This is a genomic window from Ruegeria sp. BG6, assembly GCF_056538465.1.
Window position 1 is genome coordinate 83,757 of the sequence record NZ_JBQFTB010000013.1, and the last position, 17,368, is coordinate 101,124.

The window sequence follows — 17,368 nt, forward strand, 5'->3', positions numbered from 1 at the left end:
GCCCGATTACGTTGAGGCAGAAGGAAAAACTGATGTCAAAACGCGACTACTACGATGTGCTCGGCGTGTCCAAGGGCGCATCATCGGACGAGATCAAGAAGGGTTTTCGCAAGAAAGCCAAGGAATTGCATCCCGACCGCAACAAGGACAACCCGGAAGCCGAGGCGCAGTTCAAGGAAGCGAACGAAGCCTATGACGTTCTGAAAGACGCAGAACGTAAGGCTGCCTATGACCGTTTTGGCCATGCCGCGTTTGAAAACGGCATGGGCGGCGGCGGCCGGCCCGGCGGCGGCTTTGGTCAGGGCGATTTCTCCAGCGCGTTTTCGGACGTGTTCGACGATCTGTTCGGCGATTTCATGGGTGGCCAGCGCGGTGGCGGTGGCCGTCGTGCCGCACGCGGTTCCGACCTACGTTACAACCTGCGCGTTTCGCTGGAAGAGGCGTTTGCGGGTCTGCAAAAGACTATCAACGTGCCCGCTGCCGTGGCCTGTTCGGCCTGTGATGGATCGGGCGCTGAAAGCGGCGTTGAACCGACCACCTGCCCGACCTGTTCGGGTATGGGTAAGGTCCGCGCGCAACAGGGCTTTTTCACCGTTGAACGCACCTGTCCGACCTGCTCGGGATTGGGTCAGATCATCAAGAATCCCTGTAAATCCTGCGGCGGCGCGGGTCGGGTGGAAAAAGAACGGGCGCTGTCCGTCAATATTCCAGCCGGTGTCGAAACCGGAACCCGCATCCGTCTGGCGGGTGAGGGTGAGGCCGGAATGCGTGGTGGCCCCCCGGGCGATTTGTATATCTTTGTTGAAGTGTCCGATCACAAGCTGTTTGAGCGTGACAGCATAAACCTCTATTGCCGCGTGCCGGTCAGCATGGCCAAGGCCGCGCTGGGCGGTTCGATCGAAGTGCCCACCATCGATGGCGGTCGTGGCCGGGTGCAGATCCCGGCAGGTAGCCAGTCGGGCCGCCAGATGCGTTTGCGTGGCAAGGGAATGCCCGCCCTGCGTGGCGGTGGAGTGGGTGACATGTTCATCGAACTGGCTGTGGAAACACCGGTCAACCTGACCAGTCGTCAGAAAGAACTGCTGCGTGAGTTTGACGATCTGGGAGAGGACAACCACCCGGAATCAAAAAGCTTTTTCTCGTCGGTCAAGTCCTTCTGGGATGGCATGAAAAGCTAAGGGAACCGCTTTCCCGACCAAAGCCGCCCGGATTCGGGCGGCTTTTTTGTTGCAGGGGGCGCTGCCCCCGCCGCCCTTTGGGCGCCTCCCCCGGGATATTTTTGGCCAGATGAAGGAAAGATCCCTTGTTCATCTGGCCCCAAATATCCCGGAGCGCGAGGCAGAGCCTCGCAAATACCATTGGCCTTACTCAAGGGATCAGGGTGGCCATAAAACAGATCAAATTCAGTCTTGTGTTTTTCCGATGTGCCTGTGATTGTCCGGTCAACCGTTGGGGTGCCCTGATCGAAGGGCTGAGAGGCGTTAATGCGCTAACCCATCGAACCTGATCCGGGCAATACCGGCGTAGGGAACGGTCTCAGATTGTCAGACGTTTTCCATGCGCGCGTTGCCCAATTTTGATGGAGCAACGATATGACGCCTATTGCGCTGACAATTGCAGGCTCGGACAGTGGCGGTGGGGCCGGAATTCAGGCTGACATCAAGGCAATGTCTGCCTTGGGGGTTTATGGTGCCAGCGTGATCACCGCCGTGACCGCGCAAAACACACGGGCCGTTACCGCCGTTCACGGGATCCCGCTGAATACTGTCGCCGCACAGATCGATGCCGTTCTGTCTGATCTGAGCGTGGGCGCCGTCAAGATTGGCATGCTGGCGACGCCGGAGATCATCCGATGTGTTGCAGACAGCCTTGCAGCGTTTCGTGGTTCCATCGTTCTGGATCCTGTGATGATTGCCAAATCCGGCGATGCCTTGCTGACAGAAGACGCGGTTGAGACATTACGGGCGGTGCTCGTGCCCATAGCCACGCTATTGACGCCGAACTTGCCTGAGGCCGGACGCCTTCTGGTTTGCCCGGCTGCGGAGTCGCCGGATCAGATGGTAAAACAGGGGCTTGCCTTGTGTGACATGGGCGCAGATTCCGTTCTGATGAAGGGCGGGCATGGATCCGGCGACATTTGCCGTGATCTCTTGATCGACGCTTCGGGCTTGGTGGCAGAGTTCACGGCACCGCGCCGAAATACCAAAAACACGCATGGCACCGGTTGTACATTGTCCGCGTCAATTGCTGCCGGGCTGGCGCTGGGAAAAACGCTGATGACGGCCGTTGCAGATGCGCACAGCTATCTGCAAGGCGCGATAGCCCGGTCCGATGATCTGGACATTGGTCGCGGGCATGGGCCAGTTCATCATTTTCATCAGCTTTGGCCCGCATGACTGTCTGGTCGGTCATAGGTGCCGGAGTAGCCGGTCTGACTGTTGCAGCCGAGTTGGTATCGCGCGGCGCTGACGTGCAGATATTCGACCCGGCAGGTGCGCCGGGTCCACATGGCTGTTCCTGGTGGGCGGGTGGCATGCTTGGCCCCTGGTGTGAATACGAAAATGCCGAGGAGCCGGTTCTGCGGCTTGGACAAGCAGCGATTGACTGGTGGGCCGCCAGAACGCGGGTGCATCGTTGCGGAACGCTGGTTGTTGCGCATTCGCGCGACCTGCCGGATTTGCGCCGCTTTGCACGCCGAACGGATGGGTATTCAGAAGTCGGAAGTGCGAAAATCACTGATTTAGAGCCTGAAATAAGCAACTTCGGTAACGGTCTCTTCTTCCGGGCAGAGGCCCATCTTGATCCCCGGCAAGCGTTGCGAGACCTCTACAGCCACCTCAGGGACAGAGGTGTACCCTTTCACCGTAAACTGGCCCCTTCCCGTTTGGAGAATGCGATCGATTGCCGGGGGTTGCACGCGCGTGAGATCTTGAATGATCTGCGTGGCGTCAAAGGCGAGATGCTGGTGATTCGCTGCCCGGATGTCACGCTCTCTCGCCCGGTGCGACTGCTGCACCCGCGCATGCCGCTTTATGTCGTCCCGCGGGGTGACGGGGTCTACATGCTGGGCGCGACGATGATCGAATCCGAGGACAGCGGCCGGATTACCGCCCGCTCGATGTTGGAGCTTCTCAGCGCGGCTTATGCGCTGAACCCGGCCTTTGGTGAGGCTGAGATCCTGGAAATCGGTGTCGATCTTCGCCCCGCTTTTCCCGACAACCTGCCGCGCATCCGCCGGTTGGGGCGAACGATCTATGCCAATGGCCTGTATCGCCATGGCTACCTTCTTGCGCCCGCGTTGGCACAGGGCGTCGCCGATCTGGCGCTGGAAAACAAACATTCGGAGATGGTCGATGAAGATCGTGCTTAACGGCGAGGCGCGCGAAAGCCGCGCGGATACCTTGTCAGATTTGTTGGTGGAATGTGGATTCTCGGGCTGTGTAGCCACCGCAGTGAATGAGGAATTCGTCCCTTCAAGCCTGCGCACGGCCCTAAAACTCGAAGATGGTGACCGGGTCGAAGTTGTCGCCCCGATGCAGGGGGGCTGACGATGAAGACCTTTTACGGCACAGAACTGCCTAACCCGCTGATGCTGGGCACGGCGCAGTATCCCAGTCCGGCCATTCTGGAACAAGCGTTTCGCCTCAGCGGGGCCGGTGTTGCCACGGTATCCCTGCGCCGTGAAGGCGCGGGTGGGGCCGGGCAGAGCTTTTGGCGGATGATCCGCGACCTGGGTGTGATTGTCCTGCCCAACACCGCCGGATGCCACACGGTGAAAGAGGCCGTGACAACCGCCCAGATGGCGCGCGAGGTTTTTCAGACCAATTGGATCAAGCTGGAACTGATCGGTCATACCGACAGCCTGCAACCGGATGTGTTTCAACTGGTCGAAGCCGCCCGCATCCTGACGGAAGATGGATTTCAGGTCTTTCCCTACACGACGGACGATCTGATCGTCAGCGAACGCCTGTTGCAGGCGGGTTGCGAGGTTCTGATGCCGTGGGGTGCGCCCATCGGGTCCGGGCGCGGTCTGAACAACGAATATGCGCTGCGGGCGCTGCGGGCTGCGTTTCCCGATGTACCGCTTGTCATTGATGCCGGGATCGGCCGTCCAAGCCACGCCGCGCATGCGATGGAGTTGGGCTATGATGCTGTTCTTCTGAACACGGCGGTGGCCCGTGCCGGTGATCCGGTGGGGATGGCGCGTGCAATGGCATTGGCGGTTCAGGCCGGCCAATTGGCCCATAAGGCCGACCCGATCGAGGCACGCGACATGGCTGAACCCTCAACCCCCGTGATCGGAAAGGCATTTCTGTCATGACGCTGGCCCGGTTCTATCCGATCTTCGATCATTCCGACTGGCTGCACAGGATGCTGCCTCTGGGCGTCAAACTGGTGCAGTTGCGGATCAAAGACCAACCGGACGATGCGGTGCGCGTCCAGATTATGATCTCGCTCGAACTGTGCCGCACCCATGGCGCTCAGTTGGTCGTGAACGACCATTGGCAGCAGGCAATAGAGGCGGGCTGCGACTGGGTCCACCTGGGGCAGGAGGATCTGGATGATGCCGATCTGCATGCCATCCGCCGGGCAGGCCTGAAACTTGGTGTTTCAACCCATGATAATGATGAGCTTGAGCGGGTTCTGTCGATGGACCCCGGCTATGTGGCTCTAGGACCTGTCTATCCGACCATCCTGAAAAAGATGAAGTGGCGGCAGCAAGGTCTGCCCCGCGTGACCGAATGGAAGGCGCGGGTGGGGCGTATCCCATTGGTCGGCATTGGTGGAATGACCGTCGAGCGCGCGCCGGGCGTGTTCGAGGCCGGAGCCGACATTGTCGCGGCAGTAACCGACATCACGCTGAAACCTGACCCCGAAGTGCGGGTGCGCGAATGGATCGGCATCACGCGATGAACCGTTATGCCCGCCAGATGACCCTGCCCGAAGTGGGGCCCGAAGGGCAGGCGGGCCTGTCCGCTGTACGAGTACTTGTCGTCGGAGCCGGAGGGTTGGCCGCGCCGGTTCTGCCGCTGTTGGCAGGGGCAGGGGTGGGTCACATCACGGTTGTTGATGTCGATGTCGTTGATCTGTCGAACCTGCACCGGCAAACGCTTTTCACGGAACGGGATGTCGGCTTGCCAAAGGCTGAAGTTGCGGCGCGGCGCTGTCGCGACCTCAACTCCATGCTTGAAGTCACCAGCCAAAGCCAGGCCCTGACATGCGAAAACGCGGCAAATCTGGTGTCGCGGTCGGATGTGGTCCTGGATTGTGCGGATAGTTATGCGGCCAGTTATGTCCTGTCAGATACCTGTCTGGCTCAGGGAAAGCCGCTGATCAGTGCCTCGGTGCTCGGCTTGTCAGGTTATGCGGGCGGCTTTTGCGGCGGCGCGCCGTCTTTACGGGCGCTGTTTCCAGACGCGCCCGACAGTGGTGCCAGCTGCGCGTCAGCAGGTGTTTTGGGTCCGGTTGTCGGTGTTATCGGCGCTATGCAGGCGCAAATGGCGCTGAGCGTGATCCTGGGCCTGCAACCATCGCCGCTGGGCCAGATGGTGAACTTTGATGCCCGCACCTTGCGCAGCAACAGTTTCCGTTTCGATGATGCGCCAGAACCCGCAAGTTGTTTCCGCTTCCTGTCTGCCAGCCAACTCACGGCCGAAGACCGGGTCATCGAGCTTCGCGGCACGGATGAAGCGCTGGTCCCGATACACCCCGGCGCAGAACGACTAACGCCAGTCGAATTGTCCGGATTAGAGCCTAAAAAAGCAAAAAGATTGGCCCTTTGCTGCGCCACTGGTCTGCGGGCGTGGCGTGCAGCCGAACAAATTCAATCGAATTGGCCGGGCGGGATTGTCCTCGTCGCGGCCTCAACCTCGTGAACAGGAAGGAAACGCGAGATATGAAGAAACTGATCACAGCCTTATCGCTGCTGGCCGCTGCACCGGCCTGGGCTGACGACAAGATGACCATTTTGCTGGACTGGTTCATCAACCCCGATCACGGCCCCATTATCGTGGCGCAGGAAAACGGCTATTTCGCCGAACAGGGGCTTGAAGTTGAAATCGTCCCGCCTGCGGATCCGTCCGCACCGCCGCGTCTGGTTGCTGCGGGGCAGGCCGATCTGGCTGTATCCTACCAGCCGCAACTGCATCTGCAGATACACGAGGGTCTGCCCCTGAAACGTGTCGGCACGCTAGTCGCGACCCCGCTCAACTGCCTTCTGGTATTGGAAGATGGCCCGGTCAAAACCCCGGCGGACCTGAAGGGCAAGAAAATCGGCTTTTCTGTCGCGGGCGTGGAAGAGGCGGTTCTGGGCACCGTTCTCGGCAAATATGACGTCGCACTGGCCGATGTCGAAATGATCAACGTCAACTTCTCGCTTTCGCCGTCGCTGATGTCGGGGCAGGTAGATGCGGTGATCGGCGCCTACCGCAATTTCGAGCTGAACCAGATGGACATCGAAGACCATCCCGGCACCTGCTTCTATATCGAGGAAGAGGGCGTGCCGTCCTATGATGAACTGATCTATGTCGCGAACCCGGACACAATGGATACCGACAAGATCGCCCGTTTTCTGGCCGCGACGGAAAAGGCAACACAGTTCATCGTCAACAACCCCGAAAAAAGCTGGGAAATCTTCGCCGCAACCTCGCCCGCGCTGCAGGATGAGCTGAACGCCCGGGCCTGGGTCGACACGCTGCCGCGTTTTGCCCTGCGCCCGGCCGGGTTCGATGCCGGGCGGTACACCCGGTTCGAGGCTTTTCTGAAAGACAGCGGCATGATCGACAGCATCAACCCGGTCAGCGCCATCGCCATCGACGTGACTGCGCAATGAATGAATATGGCAAGGCCTTCGCGCTGATGCGCGATGCGGCGCAGGGGCCGTGGCGGGATTATACCCGCCACGCCTTTGTCGAAGGGTTGAAGGACGGAACGCTTCCGCGCGCAGCGTTTCTTCATTATCTGCGGCAGGACTATGTGTTTCTGATCCATTTTGCCCGTGCCTGGGCGCTTGCGGTGGTAAAATCGGAAACCCACGAAGAGATGCTGGCCGCCTCGCGCACAGTGAACGGTCTGATCAGCGAAGAGATGAAACTGCATATCGGTGTCTGCGAAGCTGCGGGTATTTCACAGCAGGACCTCGTTGCGACGCCCGAGCGTGCCGAGAACCTGGCCTATACGCGCTTTGTGCTCGAGGCAGGCTACAGCAGTGACTTGCTGGACTTGCTGGCAGCGCTTGCGCCTTGCGTCATGGGCTATGGCGAGATTGGCGGGCGTCTGGCAACCGAGGCCACGTCCGAAACCTATCGGGACTGGATCAACGCCTATGCCAGCGAAGACTATCAGGCTGCATGCAAGGCGGTTGGAGAGTTGCTTGATCAGGCTCTAACACGGCGCATTGGGCACGATTTTGAAGCCTCCCCGCGCTGGGACCGCCTGAGCCGGACGTTCCGCACTGCGACCGAACTTGAAGTCAGTTTCTGGCAGATGGGCCTGACGCCATGATGTCTGCCCCCGCCCTGACCATCAGCGGACAGGCCACAATCGGCGGCGCGACCCTGTTCGCGCCGCTTTCGCTTACACTGGCGGCAGGGGAATGGACCTGTCTTCTGGGCGGTTCCGGCGTCGGTAAAACCAATATCCTGCGCCTGATCGCGGGATTGCAGACCGGGGCGGAGTTCTCAGGGCAAATCACGGCTGACGATGGCTTGCCGGTGCCAGAACGTGTCGCGTACATGGCGCAGGACGATCTGTTGCTGCCTTGGGCAAGTGTTGCCCGGAATATCACGCTGGGCGCACAGTTGAGGGGGGAAAAGGCCGATCTGAACCGGCGCGACCGTCTGATCAAACGGATGCGCCTTTGGGATCACCTGACAAGGAAACCGTCGGAACTGTCAGGTGGTCAGCGCCAGCGCGTGGCTCTTGCCCGAACGCTGATGGAGGACCGCCCTTTCGTATTGCTGGACGAGCCGTTTTCGGCCCTTGATGCCCGAACCCGCGCCGATATGCAGGATCTCGCGGCCGAGGTGTTGCGGGGCCGCACCGTTTTGCTGGTCACCCACGACCCGGCCGAAGCCGCCCGGCTGGGGCAAACCATTATTGTCATGACCCGGCACGGGCTGACCAAATGCCAGCCGCCCCGGGCCCCGGTCCCCCGCAAAGTGGACGACCCGGACTCGTTGGCCGCGCAAGGCGCTTTGCTGAGCCTGCTGAGACAGGAGGCAGCATGAAATACCTGTCTCCGCTTGCGGCAGCGCTTTTTGCCCTTGTTGTCTGGCAGGGCATCGTCTCCTTCACGGGCTGGCCGAAATTCATCTTACCCGGCCCGGCCATTGTCGTCGAAACCTGGTGGGACAACCGGTGGATCATCGCAAAGGACACCTGGGTGACGGCGGTCGAGGTTCTGACCGGCTTCGTTTTTGGTGTAACCTTGGGCGTTGTCACAGCCGTCTCGCTGGCCAGTTCGCGCATGACCCGGATCCTGGTGCGACCCTTGCTAGTGTTCACGCAAGCCTTGCCGGTTTTTGCCCTGGCACCGCTTTTGACGCTTTGGCTGGGGTTTGATCTTTGGTCGAAAGTGGCAATGGCCATGCTGATCATCTATTTTCCGGTGACGTCGTCCTTTTTTGACGGATTGATGCGCACTCCGGCCGGATATCTGGACCTTGCACGCACCATGCAGGCCAGCCCGCGCGCGGTTTTGTGGCATATCCGAATACCAGCCGCGTTGCCCTCGCTGGCTTCGGGGATGCGGCTGGCGGCTGTCTACGCACCCATCGGGGCCGTGATCGGAGAATGGGTCGGTGGTTCGTCCGGGGGTTTGGGGAACCTGATGCTGCTGGCCAACGGCCGGGCCAAGACGGACCTGATGTTCGCGGCCATGCTGACGCTGGGTGTATTTTCGATCCTGCTGCACATGGTGGTGCACCGCGCCACGGCGCGCATGGCGTGTGAGGTGCGCTAACGTTTCGGAAAGCAATTCTGCGCCAGTCTGCGCGTATGACCAAGGACGCCTTTGCCGAAGCCCCGATGCTTTTTGAAAACGACGAAGCCCCGGTGCAGCCGCTGCCGGCAGGCCGGTTGCCGTCTTATATCAAGGACCATCGCAAAAGGCTGCGCGAACGGTTCATGTCAGGTGGTTCTGCAGCGATGCCGGATTATGAACTGCTGGAGCTGGTCCTGTTCCGCTCGATCCCCCGACAGGACGTAAAGCCCCTGGCCCGGGCCCTGATGGACGAACTGGGCGACTTCAACCGGGTGCTGACCGCACCCGAAGAACGGTTGCGACAGATCAAGGGTGTCGGCGACAGCGTGATTACCGATCTGAAGATTCTGGAAGCCTGCGCTCATCGCATGGCCCGCGCACGGGTGATGCAACGGCATGTGATCTCGGGCTGGGACGCATTGCTGGATTATTGCCACACCACCATGGCCCATCGCGAGACCGAGCAGTTTCGCGTGTTCTACCTTGATCGCAAGAACGTCCTCATTGCGGATGAGGAACAGGCCAAGGGCACGGTGGACCATGTTCCCGTCTACCCGCGCGAGGTGGCGAAAAGGGCGCTGGAACTGAATGCCTCGGCTTTGATCCTGGTGCACAACCACCCCTCGGGTGACCCCACACCATCACAATCCGACATCGACATGACCAATCGCATTCAAGATGCCTGCACCGCGCTTGGCCTGGTGCTGCACGATCACCTGATCATCGGAAAATCGACAGAGCTGAGTTTCCGGTCGCAGGGCTATCTGTAGCTGTCGGTGGGATTCGAAGTCACTCGATCCAGACTTCGACCCGGCGGTTGATCTTGCGGCCCCATTCGGTGTCGTCGCAGGCCATGGGCATGGCTTCGCCGAACCCTTCGACCGAGATCTCGACACTGTCTGGGATCGCGGTCTCAACAGCGGCCAGAACTGCGTTGCGCACTGTTTTGGCTCGCAATAGCGCAATGCGGGCGTTCCCCGTCGCTGGCCCGTCACCATCGCTGAATCCCACGAAGGCCAGCTTTCGGGCCTCGTAGGCACCGGCCTCAAGCGCCTGCGCCAAGTGCAGGATGTTCGCGCGGGACTGGGCATCCGGGCGCGAAGACCCGGCCTCGAACCGGAAAGACAGCGACAGGCGTGACATCGGGCGCAACGTTTCGATCATCTGTTTCAAGCTGTCCAGGCCAACTTCGTCCCCGCCGTTTGCGATTGCGTTGGCAAGGCGGTCCCCCTGCAATCCGATACGCATGGTCTCGGGTGCCTGATCCACGAAACCGGCCTGCCGTATCGCCATCTGAGCCTCCGGGCTTTGGGTATAGGCCAGAAACTGTCGTGCGATCCGGGGCAGGCGGTATGACGGCAGGTACAGGAACATGGGTGAGGTTAGCGGATAATCCTCGGTCTTGATCGATTGCCGGGTCGCCGTCAGCGCGTGGCCGCAGCCCCCGGCAAGCGCCAGCGCGCGGACATTGTCAGCTTCGGCCCGGCTGGCGATTCCGATGGCAAACGGATCCTCGGCCACTGCGTGAACCAAGTCGTTGCTGCGCCCATGCCGCAGGACCGTGTCGGACAGCGTCACGCCAGCGGGCGCAAGCAACTGATCCTCGAAGGCCTGGGACAAGCCTGATCCTATGTCCGGCAGATGCAGCGCAATCGGCGCATCGGCCCCGCCCAGTTCGGCCCAGTTCAGGATTTCGCCGGAATACACGCGTGCCAGATCCGTGGGCGAGATCTGTCGTATCGCATTGACGGCGGACACCACAGGCACCATCGCATCCAGCGCCACAACCCGGGATCGCCGCGCTTTTGTCAGATCACCCATCCCGGCGTCTTCCGCAGCCAGTCGCTCACCCGGACGGATTTCGCGCAAGGCCATGACGATATCGGTTTCATTCGCGCTCAGATCGGAAAACCCCCGGCCTGTATTGCCCACGCGAAAGAAGAACCGCCCCAAAGGTGTGGGTCGCCCGGGTTGAAACAGATCGTAGGCAAAGGTTGCCGAGTCAATCCGTGATGGGGTCGCCGACAATCCTTCTTGTTGGGCAAAACCCAGAATCAGGGCAGGCATGACCTTCTCGGCCATGACCGACGACCCGGAGAACCGGACCTCTGCTACAAAATCGGTGAGATTGGGGCAGGCGGGGCCATCGCAGGTCACGCCGGACCCGTCCACCGTCAGTTCACCGAATTGGGTATCTATGCGATAGAACTCGCCATCATATCCGAGCAGGTTTCCAGTTACCTCGACCTTGCCGTCATGCGAGGTCAGCGTGATGTCCTGTGCCTGAGCACCAGATGCCAGCGTTGCCAGAAAAAGTGCAGCCACTGCTGCACGTAAGGATGTCATAGGAGTTTCGAGCCTGCCTGCGGTTTACTTTGCCGCGATTGTCAGGTCTTGGAACAGATTATTCAACACCAGAAACTCTCCGACCTGCGAACAGTCGGGCAGGTTCAGCACCAGATCGCGCGAGCGCAGGCGGCGGTCGGCGCGCAGTTCCAGCGACTGTACGCTCAGATCCGAGCCGCAATTGGCCTTGGTCACGTCAGCCTCGACCGTCAGGCCGATGGCGCCCGATTGCGCAGACTGGCCGGAAGGGAAGGAATAAATCTCGATATTCTGCGCGGTGCCAAGACCCGGCTGGCCCATATGGACAACCTCGCCGACACCCATTGCCGAACTGTCCGCCCAGACATGCCCCTCACCGCCATAACTGGCACCAAACTCCAGCGCGTGAAGCTGCAGATCGGTCGCGCCCTTCCATTGCAGCGCGACGCGGTCGTACTGGCTGATATCCGGCACGTGCGTTGTTGCCACCGTGCCTTTTTGATCCTCGAAGGAAATGAGAAAAATCGCGTATTCCGACAGCACCGGCATCGTCAGATCCAAGGCGCCGTTTTCATCCGTCTGTTGAGAAACGGCCAGCCCGCTGTGATGGATCTCGATCCGTTGGTTGGCGTGGCAGGGGGCCTTGACGATCAACCTTGCCGCTGCGCCAGGCACCGCGGTGGCGCGCGCGCTCAGGTTGCAGTCGGCCGTTACTTCGGGGCCGGGTTGCAGGCTGCGCTGCGAGGGTGCCGGAGCAGAAAGTGACGCGGTGCTGGCAGAAGACGAAGTAAGCGCGAACTGCTCAAGCCCGGCCAGCCCAACAGGTTGGCCCGCGGCAGAAGCCACAGAGATACCGGCCTGATTTCCATCAGGTTGCGCGGCAGATCCATTCTGCATCAGGTAACCGATGGCGAGCGCGCAGACGACAGTGCCACCCATGGTCACGTAGTTTCTTACAACGAACAAGACACCCTCCCCAGTTGAAGGAGCGAGTCACACTTTCCCGGTCAATCGCGGCCAATTTGTGACCGCGACGCGAAGTCATTGTGTTCGAATCTGGGTGACGTTAGGTCAGCCTGCCGTGACAGTGTTTGAACTTCTTTCCGGATCCACAGGGGCAGCGGTCGTTGCGCGACGGGTTACCCCAGGTCGCCGGATCGCTTTCGTCAAATCCGGGCCGGGCATCACCCGAGGCGTCGGCTTCTGCGACTGCTTCGGCCTGACCGGCGGCCTGTTCGACCGCCTGTTGCGCTTGGGCCTGCTGCGCCGCCATCTGGGCCAGCATCTCACGCTGCTCTTCCTCGGTCAGCGGGCGAACGCGCGACAATTGCTGTGTCACGGTTTCGCGCAGGCTGTCCAGCATCCCTTCGAACAGCTGGAAGCTTTCGTTCTTGTACTCGTTCAGCGGATCGCGCTGGGCATAGCTGCGGTAGCCCACGACCGAGCGCAGATGTTCCAGCGTCAGAAGATGCTCGCGCCACTTGCCGTCGATGGTCTGCAGCAGCACCTGCTTTTCGATGTTGCGCATGTTCTCGGGGCCAAACGCGGCGGCCTTCTGGGCCATCATCTCGTCGGCGGCTTTGATCAGGCGCTCGCGCACCTGCTCGTCATCGACGCCTTCCTCGGCGGCCCAGTCCTGAACCGGCGCATCGATGGTCAGCTTGTCCTTGATCGCCTCGTGCAGACCGTCGGTGTCCCACTGGTCGGCATAGGTTTTCGGCGGCATATATTCGTCGATCAGATCGTCGATCACCTGCTCGCGCATGTCCGACACGATTTCCGAAAGGTCACCGGTCGACATGATCTCGCGCCGCTGGCTGAAAATCACCCTGCGCTGGTCGTTCATTACGTCGTCGAACTTCAGAACGTTCTTGCGCATGTCAAAGTTGCGGCCTTCGACCTTGGACTGGGCGCGTTCCAGCGACTTGTTCACCCATGGGTGGATGATCGCCTCGCCTTCTTTCATACCCAGCGTTGTCAGCACCTTGTCCAGCCGTTCCGAGCCGAAGATGCGCATCAGATCGTCTTCGAGGCTCAGGTAGAAAACAGTGCGGCCCGGGTCACCCTGGCGGCCCGAACGGCCACGCAGCTGGTTGTCGATGCGGCGGCTTTCATGCCGTTCCGAGGCCATGACATACAGGCCACCGGCCTCAAGCACCTTCTGTTTTTCCTCGGCGTGACGCGCCTCTTCCGCCGCGCGCAGTTCGGCGGGGTCCGCTTCTGGGTTCTCGGCAAGTGCCTGCAGAACCTTCATTTCCACGTTGCCGCCCAATTGAATGTCGGTACCGCGTCCGGCCATGTTGGTGGCGATGGTCACCGCGCCCAGACGACCCGCTTCGGCGACGATTTGCGCTTCCTGCTCGTGCTGGCGGGCGTTCAGCACGTTGTGCTGAATGCCCTCCTTGGTCAGCATCTGGCTCAGCACCTCTGATTTTTCAATCGAGGTGGTGCCCAGCAAAACCGGCTGGCCCTTCTCGACCGCCTTTTTGGTTTCCTTGATCATCGCGCCGTATTTTTCGGGTGCGGTGCGATAGACCTGATCGTCCTCGTCCAGACGGGCGATCGGCTTGTTGGTCGGAACTTCGACCACACCCAGCCCATAGATCTCGGCAAATTCCTCGGCTTCGGTCAGCGCGGTACCGGTCATGCCGCCCAGCTTGTCATAAAGACGGAAGTAGTTCTGGAACGTCACGCTGGCCAGGGTCACGTTCTCGGGCTGAATCTGCACGCCTTCCTTGGCTTCGATGGCCTGATGCAGGCCTTCGGACAACCGGCGGCCCGGCATCATCCGGCCCGTAAATTCGTCGATCAGTACCACATTGCCGTCGCGGACGATGTAGTCCTTGTCGCGCTGAAACAGCTTGTGCGCGCGCAGGCCCTGGTTGACGTGATGCACCACGGTCGTGCTTTCGGGGTCGTACAGCGAATGACCTTCAGGGATCAGGTCGTTTGCCAGCAACTGCTGCTCAAGATACTCGTTGCCCTCATCGGTAAAGGTCACCGAGCGCGACTTTTCGTCCAGCGAATAGTGATCGTCCTGCAGCAACGGGATCAGCGTATCGATCGCGGTATACAGGTCCGACCGGTCCTGCGATGGACCCGAGATGATCAGCGGTGTCCGCGCCTCATCGATCAGGATCGAGTCGACCTCGTCCACGATCGCGAAATTGTGGTGCTTCTGATAGACGTCGTTCAGGTCCGCCTTCATGTTGTCGCGCAGGTAGTCGAAGCCCAGCTCATTGTTGGTGGCATAGGTGATGTCGCAGGCATAGGCCGCCTTTTTGTCTTCGTCCGGCTGACCGGACCAGATCACACCGGTCGTCATGCCTACGGCCGAGAAAACCTTGCCCATCCATTCCGCGTCGCGCTTGGCCAGGTATTCGTTCACCGTGACCACGTGCACACCTTTGCCGGTCAGCGCGTTCAGATAGGCCGGTAGGGTGGCGACCAGCGTCTTTCCCTCACCCGTTTTCATTTCCGAGATGTTGCCCTGATGCAGGAACGCGCCGCCCATCAGCTGCACGTCAAAGGCGCGCAGGCCCAGCGCCCGCTTTGCACCCTCGCGTACGTTGGAAAAAGCTTCTGGCAGCAAGGTATCCAGGCTCTCGCCATCCAGCGCGCGTTTGCGCAGCTCTTCAGTTTTCTCGATCAGACCCTCATCCGACAGTTTCTCAAACTCCGGCTCCAGCGCGTTGATCTTTTCGACCAGCGGGCGGGTCGCCTTGATCTTGCGGTCGTTCGGTGTTCCGAACACCTTTTTGGCAAGCGTTCCGAGTCCCAGCATGTTCACTCCAGCGGATCTGTTCTTGTCTTGGTTGCGACAGGCTTGCCCACCTTGCGCGCAACCCATAGATACGGGGGGTGAAAGGCGGCCCTGTCCAAGGCTTCAAAGCGATGTAAGCGGCAGGTTCCAGAGTGTCAACGCTGCGCCCTGTCGCGGCATGGAAATAGGATAATTCAATGCCCAAAGGCCTCACTTTTCTGCCATCGCTGGCCCTGACCGCCGTGATGGCCCTGCCACTTGCCGCCCAGACCCAGCCGGATGCGACCACTGTGGTTGCGCGCGTCAACGGGGACGAGATCACTTTGGGTCACGTGATCGCCACCGCCGCAAGCCTGCCGCAGCAATACAAGCAGATGGAAGACCAGGTCCTCTTTGACTTCATTGTCGAGCAACTGGTTCAGCAGCAATTGCTCAGCCAGGAACAGGAAGGCCTTTCCACCTACAACGCCCTGACACTCAAGAACGAGGAACGTTCGCTGAGGGCCGTGCAGACGGTTGCCGAAATCACCGGCGGTTTGGTGACGGACGAGTCGATTCAGGCCGCCTATGACGCGCAGATCGCCGAGTTTGAAGGCGAGGACGAGTACGAGGCCAGCCACATTCTGGTGGAAACCGAGGATGAGGCCAAGGAAATCAGGACCCAGCTGGACGGTGGCGCGGATTTCGCGGAGCTCGCCAGGGAAAAGTCCACCGGCCCGTCTGGCCCCAATGGCGGCATGCTGGGCTGGTTCGGCAAGGGCCGCATGGTGCCCGAGTTTGAGGCCGCCGTGCTGGAGCTGGAAGTAGGCCAGGTCTCGGACCCTGTGCAGACCCAGTTCGGCTGGCACGTGATCATCCTGAACGATCAGCGCAAGTCCGAGGCCCCCGAACTTGCCGATGTTCGCAATGAACTGGCCCAGACCATCCAGCAGGAAGCCATTCAGGCCCGTATCGACGAACTGACCCAGAAGGCCCAGATCGAGCGTCCGGCGCTGGAAGGTGCCGGTCCGGAAATCATGCGGCAGCTGGATCTGATTCAGGAGTAAGCCCCTTGGCCAATATCACTAAAGTGTCGCCGCTGGCACCTGCGGCCTTCCCCGACCTTCCGGCCATCGACGGCGTGCGTTTCGCGACCGTCGAGGCCGGTGTGCGCTATCAGGGTCGTACCGATGTCATGCTGGCAGTGCTGGATCCGGGCACATCCGTGGCCGGGGTGTTCACCCGCTCGGCGACCCGCGCGGCCCCGGTGCTGGATTGTCAGAACAAGATTGGCGGATCCAGCGAAGGACCGGCAGCGATCGTTGTGAACTCGGGCAATGCCAACGCCTTCACCGGCCATTATGGCCAGACCTCGGTGGCAGAAGTAACCCAGGCCGTTTCCAAGGCCACCGGCGTTCCGGTCGAACGGGTCTTTACCTCATCAACCGGCGTGATTGGTGAACCGCTGCCGCATGAACGCATCGTGGCCCAGCTTGAGACGCTGAAGGCGGGGCTCAGCCGGCATGCGATCGAGGATGCCGCCCGCGCCATCATGACCACCGATACCTTCCCGAAAGGGGCATCGGCGCGGGTTGAGATTGACGGTAAAACAGTCTCTATTGCAGGGATTGCCAAGGGCTCCGGCATGATCGCGCCGGACATGGCGACGATGCTGGTCTACATCTTCACGGATGCCCGGGTCGAGCAATCGGCACTGCAGGCGATGCTGGGCGCGCAGACGGACCGGACGTTCAACTGCATCACCGTCGACAGCGACACCTCGACTTCGGACAGCCTGCTGTTGTGCGCGACGGGGGCCTCGGGGGTGGATGCCACCGGCAATGCGGCGTTTGCCGAGGCGCTGGAAGGCGTCATGCTGGATCTGGCACAGCAAGTGGTGCGCGACGGTGAAGGCGCCACGAAATTCGTGGAAATTCGCGTGACTGGTGCGGCCTCGGATGCGGATGCCAAGGTGCATGGGCTGGCTATCGCCAACTCTCCGCTGATCAAGACGGCCATCGCGGGCGAAGACCCCAACTGGGGCCGCGTGGTCATGGCTATCGGTAAGTCCGGTGCCGCAGCGGATCGGGACCTGCTGAGCATTTCCTTCGGGGATATTCTGGTGGCCGAGAAAGGTTGGGTCAGCCCCAGCTATCGCGAAGAAGACGCCGCCGCCTATATGAAAGGTCAGGATTTGGTCATTGCCGTTGATCTGGGGCTGGGCGAGGGCAAATCCACCGTCTGGACCTGCGATCTGACCCACGGCTATATCGAGATCAACGCGGACTATCGCTCGTGAAACCGGAGCAATTCCAGCA

17 protein-coding genes and 1 riboswitch are annotated in these 17,368 nt (G+C 60.7%); of the genes, 14 read left to right on the top strand and 3 right to left on the bottom strand.

Annotated features, from left to right (window positions below; genetic code table 11):
• Nucleotides 1-32 precede the first annotated feature (32 nt).
• The 12 genes from dnaJ to radC all read left to right on the top strand — a co-directional run bounded on the left by dnaJ (nt 33) and on the right by radC (nt 9,753).
• A complete protein-coding gene (dnaJ, locus tag ACR0JW_RS19280) occupies nt 33-1,178 on the top strand; it encodes a molecular chaperone DnaJ (protein ID WP_170680190.1) in 1,146 nt (381 codons plus the stop codon).
• A gap of 262 nt (nt 1,179-1,440) precedes the next feature.
• Nucleotides 1,441-1,547: riboswitch (TPP riboswitch) on the top strand.
• Nucleotides 1,548-1,592: 45 nt separating this feature from the next.
• Nucleotides 1,593-2,396 (top strand): bifunctional hydroxymethylpyrimidine kinase/phosphomethylpyrimidine kinase, encoded by an 804-nt coding sequence (gene thiD / locus ACR0JW_RS19285; RefSeq protein ID WP_480714322.1) that lies wholly within the window; start codon nt 1,593-1,595, stop codon nt 2,394-2,396.
• Complete coding sequence (locus tag ACR0JW_RS19290) at nt 2,393-3,370, top strand: FAD-dependent oxidoreductase (RefSeq protein WP_480714323.1); 978 nt, start codon at nt 2,393-2,395, stop codon at nt 3,368-3,370. Before thiD ends, ACR0JW_RS19290 begins: the two co-directional genes overlap by 4 nt.
• Nucleotides 3,354-3,548, top strand: coding sequence for a sulfur carrier protein ThiS (gene thiS, locus ACR0JW_RS19295; RefSeq protein WP_170680193.1), 195 nt, complete (start codon nt 3,354-3,356; stop codon nt 3,546-3,548). Before ACR0JW_RS19290 ends, thiS begins: the two co-directional genes overlap by 17 nt.
• Nucleotides 3,549-3,550: 2 nt before the next feature.
• A complete protein-coding gene (locus ACR0JW_RS19300) occupies nt 3,551-4,321 on the top strand; it encodes a thiazole synthase (RefSeq protein ID WP_170680195.1) in 771 nt (256 codons plus the stop codon).
• The gene (locus ACR0JW_RS19305) at nt 4,318-4,914 is read left to right on the top strand and encodes a thiamine phosphate synthase (RefSeq protein WP_480714324.1); all 597 of its coding nucleotides are present in this window, start codon (nt 4,318-4,320) and stop codon (nt 4,912-4,914) included. Before ACR0JW_RS19300 ends, ACR0JW_RS19305 begins: the two co-directional genes overlap by 4 nt.
• Nucleotides 4,911-5,876: a ThiF family adenylyltransferase gene (locus tag ACR0JW_RS19310; protein WP_170680198.1), complete on the top strand. Its 966-nt coding sequence runs from the start codon at nt 4,911-4,913 to the stop codon at nt 5,874-5,876. The genes ACR0JW_RS19305 and ACR0JW_RS19310 overlap by 4 nt, the downstream gene beginning before the upstream one ends.
• A 20-nt stretch (nt 5,877-5,896) precedes the next feature.
• Nucleotides 5,897-6,832 carry an ABC transporter substrate-binding protein gene (locus ACR0JW_RS19315; protein ID WP_170680200.1) on the top strand — a complete coding sequence of 312 codons (936 nt, stop codon included), beginning with the start codon at nt 5,897-5,899 and terminating at the stop codon, nt 6,830-6,832.
• A complete protein-coding gene (tenA, locus tag ACR0JW_RS19320) occupies nt 6,829-7,503 on the top strand; it encodes a thiaminase II (RefSeq protein ID WP_480714325.1) in 675 nt (224 codons plus the stop codon). Before ACR0JW_RS19315 ends, tenA begins: the two co-directional genes overlap by 4 nt.
• Nucleotides 7,500-8,228 (top strand): ABC transporter ATP-binding protein, encoded by a 729-nt coding sequence (locus ACR0JW_RS19325; RefSeq protein ID WP_480714326.1) that lies wholly within the window; start codon nt 7,500-7,502, stop codon nt 8,226-8,228. Before tenA ends, ACR0JW_RS19325 begins: the two co-directional genes overlap by 4 nt.
• Nucleotides 8,225-8,962: an ABC transporter permease gene (locus tag ACR0JW_RS19330; RefSeq protein WP_170680206.1), complete on the top strand. Its 738-nt coding sequence runs from the start codon at nt 8,225-8,227 to the stop codon at nt 8,960-8,962. The genes ACR0JW_RS19325 and ACR0JW_RS19330 overlap by 4 nt, the downstream gene beginning before the upstream one ends.
• A gap of 35 nt (nt 8,963-8,997) precedes the next feature.
• Nucleotides 8,998-9,753, top strand: coding sequence for a RadC family protein (gene radC, locus ACR0JW_RS19335; protein WP_170680208.1), 756 nt, complete (start codon nt 8,998-9,000; stop codon nt 9,751-9,753).
• 19 nt (nt 9,754-9,772) lie between these two features.
• Here the strand turns inward: radC and ACR0JW_RS19340 are convergent, their stop codons facing one another.
• The 3 genes from ACR0JW_RS19340 to secA all read right to left on the bottom strand — a co-directional run bounded on the left by ACR0JW_RS19340 (nt 9,773) and on the right by secA (nt 15,092).
• Nucleotides 9,773-11,329 (bottom strand): phosphate ABC transporter substrate-binding/OmpA family protein, encoded by a 1,557-nt coding sequence (locus ACR0JW_RS19340; protein ID WP_170680210.1) that lies wholly within the window; start codon nt 11,327-11,329, stop codon nt 9,773-9,775.
• Nucleotides 11,330-11,353: 24 nt separating this feature from the next.
• Nucleotides 11,354-12,274 (bottom strand): hypothetical protein, encoded by a 921-nt coding sequence (locus ACR0JW_RS19345; protein ID WP_170680212.1) that lies wholly within the window; start codon nt 12,272-12,274, stop codon nt 11,354-11,356.
• 100 nt (nt 12,275-12,374) lie between these two features.
• On the bottom strand, nt 12,375-15,092 hold the full coding sequence (gene secA / locus ACR0JW_RS19350) for a preprotein translocase subunit SecA (RefSeq protein ID WP_170680224.1): 2,718 nt from the start codon (nt 15,090-15,092) through the stop codon (nt 12,375-12,377).
• A 176-nt stretch (nt 15,093-15,268) separates the two neighbouring features.
• Between secA and ACR0JW_RS19355 the strand changes: the two genes are divergently transcribed.
• Together ACR0JW_RS19355 and argJ are read left to right on the top strand one after the other, a co-directional pair.
• Nucleotides 15,269-16,117 (top strand): peptidylprolyl isomerase, encoded by an 849-nt coding sequence (locus ACR0JW_RS19355; RefSeq protein ID WP_480714327.1) that lies wholly within the window; start codon nt 15,269-15,271, stop codon nt 16,115-16,117.
• A 5-nt stretch (nt 16,118-16,122) separates the two neighbouring features.
• On the top strand, nt 16,123-17,349 hold the full coding sequence (argJ, locus tag ACR0JW_RS19360; protein ID WP_170680228.1) for a bifunctional glutamate N-acetyltransferase/amino-acid acetyltransferase ArgJ: 1,227 nt from the start codon (nt 16,123-16,125) through the stop codon (nt 17,347-17,349).
• The last annotated feature ends 19 nt before the right edge of the window (nt 17,350-17,368 follow it).

Excerpts from the sequence above, each read along its gene's own strand:
- thiS (WP_170680193.1), top strand. The coding sequence starts at position 3,354 with ATGAAGATCGTGCTTAACGGCGAGGCGCGCGAAAGCCGCGCGGATACC.
- ACR0JW_RS19315 (WP_170680200.1), top strand. The coding sequence starts at position 5,897 with ATGAAGAAACTGATCACAGCCTTATCGCTGCTGGCCGCTGCACCGGCC.
- ACR0JW_RS19300 (WP_170680195.1), top strand. The coding sequence starts at position 3,551 with ATGAAGACCTTTTACGGCACAGAACTGCCTAACCCGCTGATGCTGGGC.
- ACR0JW_RS19310 (WP_170680198.1), top strand. The coding sequence starts at position 4,911 with ATGAACCGTTATGCCCGCCAGATGACCCTGCCCGAAGTGGGGCCCGAA.
- secA (WP_170680224.1), bottom strand. The coding sequence starts at position 15,092 with ATGCTGGGACTCGGAACGCTTGCCAAAAAGGTGTTCGGAACACCGAAC.
- dnaJ (WP_170680190.1), top strand. The coding sequence starts at position 33 with ATGTCAAAACGCGACTACTACGATGTGCTCGGCGTGTCCAAGGGCGCA.
- thiD (WP_480714322.1), top strand. The coding sequence starts at position 1,593 with ATGACGCCTATTGCGCTGACAATTGCAGGCTCGGACAGTGGCGGTGGG.
- ACR0JW_RS19305 (WP_480714324.1), top strand. The coding sequence starts at position 4,318 with ATGACGCTGGCCCGGTTCTATCCGATCTTCGATCATTCCGACTGGCTG.
- ACR0JW_RS19340 (WP_170680210.1), bottom strand. The coding sequence starts at position 11,329 with ATGACATCCTTACGTGCAGCAGTGGCTGCACTTTTTCTGGCAACGCTG.
- radC (WP_170680208.1), top strand. The coding sequence starts at position 8,998 with ATGACCAAGGACGCCTTTGCCGAAGCCCCGATGCTTTTTGAAAACGAC.
- ACR0JW_RS19290 (WP_480714323.1), top strand. The coding sequence starts at position 2,393 with ATGACTGTCTGGTCGGTCATAGGTGCCGGAGTAGCCGGTCTGACTGTT.
- ACR0JW_RS19330 (WP_170680206.1), top strand. The coding sequence starts at position 8,225 with ATGAAATACCTGTCTCCGCTTGCGGCAGCGCTTTTTGCCCTTGTTGTC.
- tenA (WP_480714325.1), top strand. The coding sequence starts at position 6,829 with ATGAATGAATATGGCAAGGCCTTCGCGCTGATGCGCGATGCGGCGCAG.
- ACR0JW_RS19355 (WP_480714327.1), top strand. The coding sequence starts at position 15,269 with ATGCCCAAAGGCCTCACTTTTCTGCCATCGCTGGCCCTGACCGCCGTG.
- ACR0JW_RS19325 (WP_480714326.1), top strand. The coding sequence starts at position 7,500 with ATGATGTCTGCCCCCGCCCTGACCATCAGCGGACAGGCCACAATCGGC.